The 10,612-nt window shown below is 65.0% G+C and carries 10 protein-coding genes and 4 pseudogenes; 9 read left to right on the plus strand and 5 right to left on the minus strand.

Features of this window, described 5'->3' with window-relative positions; genetic code table 11:
- Positions 1-308: 308 nt before the first annotated feature.
- Complete coding sequence (locus NM2_RS46365; protein ID WP_067684053.1) at positions 309-578, minus strand: winged helix DNA-binding protein; 270 nt, start codon at positions 576-578, stop codon at positions 309-311.
- 64 nt (positions 579-642) lie between these two features.
- On the opposite strand from NM2_RS46365, the pseudogene NM2_RS53600 reads away from it, so the two are divergent.
- From NM2_RS53600 to NM2_RS52430, 6 genes and pseudogenes are all read left to right on the plus strand, one after another.
- Positions 643-882, plus strand: a pseudogene (locus NM2_RS53600) (aldo/keto reductase); the annotation flags it as partial.
- Positions 883-977: 95 nt separating this feature from the next.
- Positions 978-1,304, plus strand: coding sequence for an aldo/keto reductase (locus tag NM2_RS53605; protein ID WP_439957001.1), 327 nt, complete (start codon positions 978-980; stop codon positions 1,302-1,304).
- Positions 1,305-1,323: 19 nt separating this feature from the next.
- Positions 1,324-2,016, plus strand: coding sequence for a dienelactone hydrolase family protein (locus NM2_RS46375; RefSeq protein ID WP_067684056.1), 693 nt, complete (start codon positions 1,324-1,326; stop codon positions 2,014-2,016).
- Positions 2,017-2,226: 210 nt separating this feature from the next.
- A pseudogene (locus NM2_RS46380) lies at positions 2,227-3,131 on the plus strand (SDR family NAD(P)-dependent oxidoreductase).
- A gap of 55 nt (positions 3,132-3,186) precedes the next feature.
- Positions 3,187-3,594, plus strand: a pseudogene (locus NM2_RS53285) (enoyl-CoA hydratase/isomerase family protein); the annotation flags it as partial.
- A gap of 62 nt (positions 3,595-3,656) precedes the next feature.
- Entirely contained in the window at positions 3,657-3,989 is a 333-nt protein-coding gene (locus tag NM2_RS52430) for an enoyl-CoA hydratase/isomerase family protein (protein ID WP_067684059.1), read from the plus strand.
- A gap of 924 nt (positions 3,990-4,913) precedes the next feature.
- Here NM2_RS52430 and NM2_RS52810 read toward each other — a convergent pair.
- Positions 4,914-5,372, minus strand: coding sequence for a tyrosine-type recombinase/integrase (locus NM2_RS52810; protein WP_281182949.1), 459 nt, complete (start codon positions 5,370-5,372; stop codon positions 4,914-4,916).
- A gap of 485 nt (positions 5,373-5,857) precedes the next feature.
- Here NM2_RS52810 and NM2_RS46395 point away from each other — a divergent pair, with 485 nt between their 5' ends.
- Both NM2_RS46395 and NM2_RS46400 read left to right on the plus strand, forming a co-directional pair.
- Complete coding sequence (locus tag NM2_RS46395) at positions 5,858-7,342, plus strand: MFS transporter (RefSeq protein ID WP_067684062.1); 1,485 nt, start codon at positions 5,858-5,860, stop codon at positions 7,340-7,342.
- A gap of 1 nt (position 7,343) precedes the next feature.
- Positions 7,344-7,931 carry a TetR/AcrR family transcriptional regulator gene (locus NM2_RS46400; RefSeq protein WP_067684065.1) on the plus strand — a complete coding sequence of 196 codons (588 nt, stop codon included), beginning with the start codon at positions 7,344-7,346 and terminating at the stop codon, positions 7,929-7,931.
- Between the two features lie 101 nt (positions 7,932-8,032).
- Here the strand turns inward: NM2_RS46400 and NM2_RS46405 are convergent, their stop codons facing one another.
- A complete protein-coding gene (locus NM2_RS46405) occupies positions 8,033-8,491 on the minus strand; it encodes a GNAT family N-acetyltransferase (protein ID WP_067684072.1) in 459 nt (152 codons plus the stop codon).
- Between the two features lie 466 nt (positions 8,492-8,957).
- Positions 8,958-9,341 (minus strand): hypothetical protein, encoded by a 384-nt coding sequence (locus NM2_RS50580; protein ID WP_067684067.1) that lies wholly within the window; start codon positions 9,339-9,341, stop codon positions 8,958-8,960.
- Between NM2_RS50580 and NM2_RS52435 the strand changes: the two are divergent.
- Positions 9,288-9,857 (plus strand): annotated as a pseudogene (locus tag NM2_RS52435) (IS5 family transposase); the annotation flags it as partial. The gene NM2_RS50580 and the pseudogene NM2_RS52435 sit on opposite strands and share 54 nt — an antisense overlap.
- A gap of 434 nt (positions 9,858-10,291) precedes the next feature.
- Here NM2_RS52435 and NM2_RS46415 read toward each other — a convergent pair.
- Positions 10,292-10,612 (minus strand): YrdB family protein (locus NM2_RS46415; RefSeq protein WP_067684069.1); only part of this gene is annotated, 321 nt, incomplete at its 5' end.

Below are 10,612 nucleotides of genomic sequence, written 5' to 3' on the forward strand. Positions count from 1 at the left end.
TGTGGAGGGTCCCTTATGCGGCCTCGTCTCGTGACAGGGCCGCTGCCGAGGCCGCTCGGACACGTCGCCGGGCCGGCCATCGGTCGCCGGGCTCGATCGTGGCCGCTGGCGTGGCTTACGGGCCTGCCGCTGCGGTCTCGAACAGTTCGACATTTCCATCCCGATCTCCGAGAGGTGATTGGTGCGGGGGACAAGCTGACCGAGCACCTGCGGCCCCGTTCTCCGGGTGGTATGAGAAATGCGAAACCCTGCCAGTGGCTGACCCACCGGCGGGGTCAGGCCCCCGTCACGTTCCTCAACCGCGCCCATCACTCCCTCAAGGGTGAAGGCCGTCGAATGCGACGGAGATAGTGCGCTGATGTTGTTGCCATCCCTTTGCGCTGCTGGGCCAGGCCGGCCTCGGTGATTACGATGATGGTGCTGCGCCCGTCGGTGGGATGGGCGTACCGTGCCACCAGCCTGTCGTCGACCAGAGCGTCCACCAACACGGTCACTCGCCTGCCGGTCACCCCGAGCGCTGCGGCTGTTTTGTCCAGTAGTTGGTGTACCTGACCTGTTTTTACCTCGAGGGTGGACATGAGGACACGGACTGACCGATATCAGCTGGCAGACACTGCGGTGTGGCGGGTCGGGTACGGTGCGATGCAACTAGCCGGCGCGGGAGTACTCGGTCCGCCAGATGACCACGATGAAGCCATCGCTGTGCTGAGGGAGGCCGTTGAAGCCGGTGTCGATTACATCGACACGTCCCATTATTACGGGCTCGCGGTGGTCAACGAGCTTATCCGAGAAGCGCTCTCCCCTTACCCTGACAACTTGGCACTGGTCAGCAAGGTCGGTGGTCGGCGCGACGAGGTCGGCGCCTTCCTGCCCTATAACGATCCCGACCAGCTCCGCATAGGCATCGAGGACAATCTCCGAACGCTTGACATCGAACGACTGACCGCGGTCAATCTGCGTCTGCTCGACGACGCCCGGTGGACGAAGCGGATCGGTTTTCGCAGCCTGTGTTCGACGAATGCCGCACCCGCGGAATCGCTTTCGTTCCGTTTTGCCCGCTCGGCGGGTCGAGACGCGAACACCGAGCGATTCGCGCCAACCCGGTTGTCACCGAGATCGCCGCCGGTCAAGATGCCACACCCGCGCAGGTCGCGTTGGCATGGCTGCTCGCGATCGCCGACAACGTGCTGCTGATCCCAGGCACGAGCTCTCGTAGCCACCTCGCCGAAAACATCGCCGGCGGCTCACTCTCGCTCAGCGACGACGAAGTTGCCAGCCTCACCGCAACATTCGAAACCCTGTAAGACATCGGAAGTAGGAACGATGACCGATATCAGCATCGAGACGCCCAATGGGAGCATCGACGCTGTACTGGAGACTCCGCCCGGAAAAGGACCCTGGCCTGGTGTCGTCGTCATCCACGACGCATTTGGTCTGCGCGAACCTCACCGCGCGATCGCGCGTCAGATCGCCGACAACGGATACCTGGCGATCGCGCCCAACCTGTTCGCCCGCGGCGGGGTCGTTCGCTGTATGCGAGCGGTCATGAGCGACCTCATGGCCTTCGAGGGTCGAGCCTTCGAGGACGTAACAGCGGCACGGCAACTGCTGTCAAAGCGATCCGACTGTACCGGCGCGATCGGCGTCGCGGGGTTCTGCATGGGCGGCGGGTTCGCGCTCATCGCCTCCACAAAGGGCTTCGACGCATCCGTACCCTTCCATCCTCCGCCCCTGCAGAGTAAATACTCCGAAATCGTCGACGGCGCTTGCCCCATCGTCGCCAGCTTCGGCCAGCGCGATCCGCTCAACCGAGGCAGCGGACAACGACTTGCGGAAGTGTTGACCGAGAAGCACATTCCGCATGACGTCAAGACCTACCCCCATGCGGGGCACAGCTTCGCCGACCGTGCTCCCCTCCACGCATTGGCGCGTATCACCGGATTCGGCGAGAACAAGGAGGCCGCCGCCGACGCATGGCAAAGGGTGTTTACCTTCTTCGGCCAGCACCTCCAATAGCATCATGACCAAGTCCTATGTAATCGGAGTCTCGAGCGGGTACGGGGTCAGCCCAGAAGTCACAACGGACGCCATAAAGGTTCTGCGCCAACGTTTTGGGACTCGTCTTCTTCGGCGGCACCGTGAACCCGAACCGGCCCAGGCGCCCCGCATGTACCGGCGGCTCCGGCAAGCGCTGACCGCGCTCATGCCGATTCTTCTGGAGGCGAAATGACTGATTCGACGCGAGCCGCGATTGTCACCGGAGCCAACTCCGGTTTGGGTCTCGAATGTGCACGCGCATTGCTGGCCACCGACCCGTCCTGGCATGTGGTCCTGGCGGTACGCGACCCGCGGCGCGGCGCGGCCGCGGTACAGCGGCTCGGCGCCGAGCAACGATGCACAGTCATGCAGCTGGACCTGGCATCGCTGGCGTCGGTACGCGGTTTCATCGACGATTCGCGTGCTGGCGTGCTGCCACCGATACGCGCCGTCATCTGCAATGCCGGGGTGCAGGTGGTTTCGGGCGTGCAGAGCACCGCCGACGGCTACGAGATGACGTTCGGGGTCAACCACCTCGGGCATTTCGCGTTGGTGCGCGGCCTGCTCGACACGTTGCATGCGCCGGCACGAATCGTGGTGGTCAGCAGCCGAACCCACGATCCAGCCCGCTTCACCGGCATGCCGCACCCACGCTATACATCGGGTGCCGCGCTGGCCCGGCCACCCGGCGACCTGACCGCCGAGGAGGGCAGGCGTCGATACACCACATCGAAACTGTGCAATCTGCTCTTTTGCTACGAACTCGACCGCCGACTGGACCACGGCGCCCAGGGGATGACGGTCAACGCGTTCGATCCGGGACTGATGCCCGGCTCGGGCCTGGGTCGCGACTATTCGCCACGCAGCGGTTCGCCTGGCGTTACGTACTACCTGCACTGCGCGTTCTTCCCGGTGTCAACAGCACCCGCGCTTCCGGGCGCCACCTCGCAGCTCTGGCGGCGGACCCGCGCTACGACGGTGTGACCGGCATGTATTTCCAAGGCAACAAGCCAGCCCTGTCGTCAGTCGACTCCTACGACATCGACAGAGCACAAGAGCTGTGGATCAGCAGCGCGCAGTTGCTGGCCGACTGACCACTCGGCAGCGATGTGCGCGGAGAAGCCGAGTCGTACGTGTAGGAAAGGAGTGATGTCAGTGAGCACTGTTCGATTTGAGCAGGAAGATAGCCTCGGCCGGATTGTGTTGGCCAGCCCGCCGTTCAACTTCGTGAGCGCGCAATACAACAACGACCTCATCGCTGCGGTGCAGGACGCCACCGACAGCGACATCCGCGCGCTGCTCATTCACGCCGAAGGACCGAATTTCAGCGTCGGCGGTGCGGTGCACGAATGGCCCGGCAAGAGCTACAGCTGGTTTCGCACATTCGTCACCGAGGTGACCAACTCCTACCGTGCGATTGAATCGATGCGCATTCCTGTCGTGGTGGCTCTGCGCGGTCAGACGACCGGCGGCGGTTTCGAGCTCGCGCTCGCTGCCGATTTCATCGTCGCGTCGGAGAACACCGTACTGTGGTGCGTGGAAATCAACTCGGCGCAAGTGCCATTGTCGGGCGGCTATCAACGGTTGGCCAGCTTGATTGGTCCGGGAGCGGCCCGCCCATGGTCATGCTCGGCGAGCGGACGACGATTACGCAGGTCCCGCAGGTGGCCGACTTCATCGTGCCCGACGACACGGCACGCGAGCTGGCCACACGATTGTCGAAGGGACCGACCCGCGCCTACGCGGCCGCCAAGTCGCTGCTTAAAGCGTGGTCGGTGGGCGGCATTCCCGCCGCCGACAAATTGATGCTGGACCTGTCCATCGACACCTACAACACCGACGACGCGCAGAAGGCAGTCCGCGCAGGCGCCGCCGTCTACGAGGCGCTGCTGCGAGCCGACGCGCCGCCGACCGGTGACGCTGAGTTCCGCACTGAATACACCGGCCGATGATTACACCAAAAGCGCTGCTTAACAACACCTTTGATAGGCCGAGATGTGCTCGCCGCCTTCGGCCCCGAAACGGTCGGCTGCGCGCCGAGCGAGGCGAGCCGACGGCGCTTCGGGTCGGCCGCGCCGATCGCGACCGCCACCGCGGATGCCACGGCCCGGACAGAATCACCGCGCCGATCACACTGGAGGACGGCCGGAGCGATTGCTGATCATCCGGGCACGTTGCTGCGGGCCGGTCTCGGCTTGGCGGCGGACCGGTGCTGCCGCCGCTGCGGTGGGTGGTGTAGTAGGTCAGGAACAACACGCCCAGCCCGAGGGTCCAGGAGAAGAACGAGCCGATCGCCACGTCGTCGGAGCCGCCGCGGGCCCCGCCGAGCCCGAGTGCGATTCCGGCCGCCACCGCAGCGGTGAAAAGTCCTGTGTGCAGGTTGATTCCGGCGGCCAGCGCTGCCATCGCGCCGGTGCAGCCGGCGGTCATCGAGCTCACGCAGCCCCGGTGCGTCTGCTGCGCGCGGACCTCGCCGAGTCCCGGTGGCCCGTGCAGCGCCCGCCAGCGTCAATTGCCCGCTCGGCGGGTCGAGACGCGAACACCGAGCGATTCGCGCCAACCCGAAAGCCGTTGTCTACACCCATTCGTTCTTTCTACCCGGGCCGCAGCGGCGGTCCGATCATCCCCGCAGGAAGGGAAACGCTTGCCCCCGGGCACCGGGCCGACGCAACGATACGTTGTACGTGGCATTCGGAGTTGCCAGCTCGACTACCTGAATGGCTGGTGACCGGCCAGGGCGACGCGATCTTCAAGCCGGACGCGTTCACACTCCCATCAGACGGACTCGCTCACCATCGCAAACCCGGACCAGCGCCGATGCGGGCCAGGACGCACAGGATCCACTCAATTCGGCAAAGTAGTGCGCGGTTGAGATGTCATGTGCCCGAGGCCATGTAGGCGGCAAGTATGTAGTTCGGGTGCCGGTCGAGGTTCGTTCGGGCTTGGTCGTAGCGCATGGTCGTGCGTGGGTCGGCATGGCGGGCGGCGATCCGAACATCGCGCAAGCCGACTCCCGCATCGAGCATGGGGGTCACGAATGTGTGCCGCAGCATGTGCGGATGCATTCGAGGCAACCGCGTCCCGGTGCCGTGTGCCAACTTCCGCAGGCGGCGGGTTGCGCAATGGTGGTCCATTCGTCGGCTGCGAGTGTTCAGCAGAATGGGGCCGCTCACGCGGTCCCCGCACGATCGGTCGAGTGTGCCCGGCTCACTGCCGGCGGCAGCGGCACCAGAACGACCTTGGTGCCCTTGCCGGCAACTCGCAGGACTCGATGCTCGTGTTCTTCGCCGAGATCGACGATGTCGGATCAGAAGGTCGGTGGCCGTAAACGCCATATCGCCACTGACACGATGGGGTTGCTGCCGGCAGTGGTCACCGCCGCCAGCCCCTAGGACCGCGACGGTGCGGTCCCGCTACTGGCAAGGCTGCGCGAGCGGTTCTCCACCATCACACTGACCTGGGCCGATGCTGGCTACACGGGCAGGCTGGTGCGCTGGTCGCACCAGGCCCTGAACCTGGCGGTCACGATCGTCAACGCATCGGTCCCGGCTTCGTGATCCTGCCGCGGCTTCCGGGTGGTGGAACGAACGCTGGCCACGAAGCCATGGTCTACATCGCCACCATCATGACCATGTCACGCAGCCTCACCCGCGCATGACCGAGTTCCCGGACGCTAGCTCGGATGCCCTCTGAGCGGCGATCTGGAAAAAGAGGCCAGGTCAACAGACTTTTCCTAGTTAGTGAGTGTACTCACTTGACATGGCGAGAGGCGCTGACAAGACTGAGTGAGTAAACTCACTCAGTAGGAGAGGACGCGGGTATGCGTGCGGCTTTGGGACAAGAGTCCGGGCGGCGGTTGGTGCTGCGGTCCCGGCTGGGGGTGGCTATTTTGGTGCTCTTGTGCACTGTCCAGTTTCTGGACATCGTGGACTCGGCGATCGTGAACGTCGCGCTGCCGTCCATCCAGCACAGTTTGCATTTCACACAGCAGAATCTGCAATGGGTGGCCAGTGGCTACATCTTGACTTATGGCGGCTTTCTGCTGCTCGGTGGCCGTCTGGGCGATCTGCTCGGCCGACGCCGCGTGCTGTTCGCGGGTCTAGTGGTATTCGCTTCAGCGTCATTGACGGCCGGACTGACCGACAGTGCCGGGCTGTTGATCGCGGCGCGGCTTGTGCAGGGCATCGGGGCGGCGTTCATGGCTCCCGCGGCGCTGTCCGCACTCACGACGAGTTTCCGCGAGGGCAAGGATCGGGACACGGCGCTCGGGGTGTGGGGCGGCATCAGCGGCGTGGCCGCGGCGGCGGGTGTGTTCCTCGGGGGAGTCATCTCCCAAGGGCCGGGCTGGCGGTGGGTGTTCTTCGTGAACCCGCCCATCTGCGCCGCGGTAATCGCTTGTGCCGTGATGCTTCTGGCAGACGGCCGGCCCAACCGGACCGGGCGGGCGGCATTCGATTCGCAGGGTGCGGTGCTGGTGACCGGCGGCATGCTGCTGTTGGTGTACGGACTGGTGCGCGCGCCGGTCGTGGGCTGGGGCTCGCTTTCCACCGTCCTGTGCTTGGGTGGATCGGCCGCTGTGCTCGTCGCGTTCGCGCTCAACGAGGTGCGCACCCGCGATCCGCTGGTGCCTGCGGCCGTTCTCCGGGTGAAAGGGCTGCTCGCAGCGGATCTGACCCAGCTGATCGCGTTCGCCGGGTTCTTCTCGCTGCTTTTCTACGCCACCCTCTACATGCAGGAGATCCTGCACTACTCGCCGATCCGGGCCGGAGCCGCCTACCTTCCGATCACCGCAGGGTTCGCGGTCGCCGGAGGCGTTGCGTCGCAACTGATCACGCGCGTGGGCACCCGCTGGGTGATGATCGTGGGCTGCCTGCTCGCCGGGGCAGGCATCTACTACGTGTCCAGGGTGCCGATGCACGGTTCGTATGTCGGAGATCTGCTGCCGGGATTTCTCGTGATGTCGTTGGGGGCGGGGCCGGTGTTCGTCGCTGTCACCGCTGCGGCCAACGCGGGCGTGCCGCCGGACAAGGCCGGGCTGGCTGCGGCATTGCTGAACTCGTCCCAGCAGGTCGGCAGCGCTTTCGGCCTCGCAGTCCTGTCCGCTGTCGCTATCACCCGCACCAACGACCTGATCGCTGCGGGCGCGTCCACGGCCGTGGCCGCCGATTCCGGCTACCATCGGGCGCTGTTCGTCGGGGCTATCCTGATGGCGGTCGCGGCCCTGATCGCCCTGCGCTCCGGCAATACGCGTGTGCGGGCCCCGCTGGTAATGGTCGACGCCGGAGCGTCGTATCCTGTTAAGTGAGATGGCTGACTTAACCCAGACTGCGGCCGTCGCACCGCGGCCAGGCAAACGGCAGCGGCTCGTGGCCGCTGCCGTTCAGCTCCTGCACCAGCAGGGAGTGCAGCGGACCACGCTCGCCGACATCGCGCAGGTGGCCGAGGTGCCGCCCGGTAACGTCTACTACTACTTCAAAACCAAGGACGAGGTGGTCGCCGCCGCCATCGACGCTCACCTCCAGCAGATCAGAGGAGCCCTCGCCGATATCGACGCTCGCTTCGATTCGCCGAGAAGCCGCCTGAAAGCCCTCGTGGATCTGTTCACCGCCGACAGTGAGACCGTCACCCAACACGGTTGCCCCATCGGCACTCTCTGCTCGGAACTCGACAAACGCCCCGCGCACGAGGCGTTCCCCGTCGCCGACCTGATGCACCTCCCCATCGCCTGGGCCGAAACCCAGTTCCGCGCCCTCGGCCGTGCCGACGCCCACGACCTAGCCCTCCAGCTCATGGCCGCCTACGAAGGCAGCGCCCTGCTATCCAATACTCTCCGCGACCCCACCATCCTCACAACCGCGGCCCGCCGCCTAACCCACTGGCTAACCACGTTTTAAGAAGTGTGTCCAGGAACTCGGACGGATGCCCATCCAGACTCAGCGGGCCTGCGGATAGCCGATTTCGGAGATGTCTTGGGCCAGAGCGCAGGCTCGTCGATTCAGAGCGGGCGGCTGATCAGGCGGCGGCCCTCGTCCAGGAAACCGTGTGCGCGGTAGTAGTCGAGCAGACGGCCGACGTCTCGGCTGCTCGGCGCCACGACCAACTCCAAGGACCGGCAACCTTGCTCGCGCGCCCAGACGACGCTGTCGGCGATCAGCCGGCCGCCCAGCCCTTGTCCTCGTGCCATCGGCACTACGAAAAGATCCTCCAGTTCGGCGATCAGCCCATCCTCCAGACCGAAACTAGTTGTGGTGACAGCAAAACCGAGTAGTTGGTCCTCTAGCTGCACCACGGCGACCCGCGCCATGGGCGAAGCCAGCAACACCGAGAGGTTGCGGCGCAGCGCACGCTCGTCGGTACTGAAGCCGTCCTCCGCATAAAACGCCATGGCCAGCGGTAACACTGCGGCCAGATCGGCAGGACCAGCAGTATTCAGATCTACCGGTGCGATCGTCATACTGTCAGTACACCCGAGCTGACCACAGTCGTGCACAGCCCTTCTCGCAGTACGCGAGGTCGCCGATACGCCATGTGCTGTGGTCCGCGGTTTTGCAAACGCAAATCGGCAATACCGCGCATCGTCGGCGTCGAGCACTCCGTCTACGTCTACCCACAGGACCTGCAGCAGGGTGTCGTCCCGGCTCTGCTCATTGCCTTGCCGGAGGCGTAGGTTTCGTTCTCGCCGCCGGCCCCGCCCCAGCTGCGCAGCAATAGCCCGGTATGCCCCGCACCCCACTGCCAAACCTCGAACCGCTCTCACGCGTCACCCATAGGTCTCAAACGTGCAGATCCTCGCGGTGCACGATCGGCTCTCGGACACCTCGGTGAGAGCGACAGAATCCCGGGCACATCAGTGCTTTCGGCATGTCTGGAATACGTGTCGTACGGAGCTAGGCGGGAACAATTCGTGCGCGCCCGCTTCGCTACGACGAAGGCACCGATGTCACCACGGCTGACGGCCAATCCTCAGGTTCGACATCGGCAGGTTTCAGGGTGATGTCCGCAGACCAGTCGAAGACCGGTTCCGGCGCCCCCCGTTTGGGATCGGCAAACGAAATGGACTGGGTACCGAAGTCCACATTCTTGAAAACCGCATCGGGGGAGAACGTCACGTCGACGAACCAGGCCCCTGGGATTCGTCGGCGACGCCGGCCATCGCGTACGAACGGCGATCGGACCGCGACGTCGGTGGGGCCGAGTTGTGCTGCGGCGGCGCCGAATCGCTCGACGAATCGTCCTTGTTCGAGGTCGCGCTGGCGCAGGTAGGCGACTACCAGCGCGACGACGCCGCCGACACCGGCGACCACAGCTTGGTGAGGTCGATCGGCGCCGTGAGCACGGGTGGTGGAACTGCGCCGACCGACGAGCGGGCCGTGTTCATGGCGGTGGTGTTCGTGCTGACCAGCGGTTGTGCGTGGCGGATGCTGCCGCCGTCGTTCGGAGTCACTGTCCCGACCGCGCATCGCCGGTTCAGTGCGTGGACCGAAGCTGGCCTCTGGCGGCGATTACACCGGGCTGTGCTGGATGAGCTGGGTAGCGAAGGCTTGATCGATTGCGCGCGCGGTGATCGACGCGGCGTCGGTGCGAGCGAAAAAGGGGGATCTCTGACCGGGCCGAGCCCGGTCGATCGGGGCAAATCCGGCTCGGAGATCCACGTGTTGTCCGATCGCGCGGGAATCCCTCTGTCCGTGGGTATTTCGGCCGCCAACACCAATGACGCACAAGCGCTGCGACCGCTGGTCGAAGCGATCCCGGCAGATCGTCAAGAACTCCGTTCTCCAAGAATTTGCGCTTCTCCCATGCTGTCAGCGAATACAACCTACGGTCCTTATATTTCGAGCAGACCAACCTGCGTCAACTCCGGGCCCAGATCGAAGGCTTCGACACAGCCGCGTTCACCAAAGACATCAGCCGACCACGCGGCGAGATCCGACACCGCCACACCCCACCGCACTGACGTGGGGACCAGCGTCTCCGTAACACTGCTGCCGGTAGCGCGCACCGAAATCCCATATGCCCGGCGGGTGACGTCGAAACTGCCGTCATCGAGTTACCGGGCCGCCGCACCTCGGTCAGTCAAGTACAACCAGCCTGCTGGTAATCAGCGGGCTGAACGCGGTTGTGCCACACCGCTGTCGCCGCATGATGACGCCTGTCCGCCCTCCTGAGTCGAGTAGGGACTGCACGAACAACGGTGTAACTCCGAAACCCCCTTTCCGCGGGATCTCTCGGAGACTCCGTACACCATGCGTCGTGCTCACGAGGTCAGGTGCCCGAGCCGGATCGCCAGCAGGTTCGCGACCAGGATGGCGACGAAGACGACCGCGGCCGCTCGGTAGCCCACGGCCCACAGCCCGACCGCAGCGCCGCCGAAAACTACGACTTTGGTGACGCCCGCGAGCAGGGGATAGTGGAATGTCGCATTCGGCGCGGCGAACAGGCCCCAGGCCAGCGCCGCGAGGAGAGGCGTGACCACGGCCAACGCCAGCTTGATCGGAGTCGCAGTGGCGGTCTTCCAGCCCCACAGCGCCAGCGCCGCGAGCGCGACCAACTCCATCACGAATGCCAGTGTGAGGTT

Origin of the sequence: Nocardia miyunensis NBRC 108239 (assembly GCF_001613065.1) — a bacterium.
In the GTDB taxonomy this organism is placed as follows: Bacteria; Actinomycetota; Actinomycetes; order Mycobacteriales; family Mycobacteriaceae; genus Nocardia; species Nocardia miyunensis.

Coding starts and splice junctions, on each gene's coding strand:
- NM2_RS52810 (WP_281182949.1), bottom strand. CDS start 5,372: ATGGCGTTTACGGCCACCGACCTTCTGATCCGACATCGTCGATCTCGG.
- NM2_RS46400 (WP_067684065.1), top strand. CDS start 7,344: ATGGCTGACTTAACCCAGACTGCGGCCGTCGCACCGCGGCCAGGCAAA.
- NM2_RS46395 (WP_067684062.1), top strand. CDS start 5,858: ATGCGTGCGGCTTTGGGACAAGAGTCCGGGCGGCGGTTGGTGCTGCGG.
- NM2_RS46405 (WP_067684072.1), bottom strand. CDS start 8,491: ATGACGATCGCACCGGTAGATCTGAATACTGCTGGTCCTGCCGATCTG.
- NM2_RS46365 (WP_067684053.1), bottom strand. CDS start 578: ATGTCCACCCTCGAGGTAAAAACAGGTCAGGTACACCAACTACTGGAC.
- NM2_RS46375 (WP_067684056.1), top strand. CDS start 1,324: ATGACCGATATCAGCATCGAGACGCCCAATGGGAGCATCGACGCTGTA.
- NM2_RS52430 (WP_067684059.1), top strand. CDS start 3,657: ATGGTCATGCTCGGCGAGCGGACGACGATTACGCAGGTCCCGCAGGTG.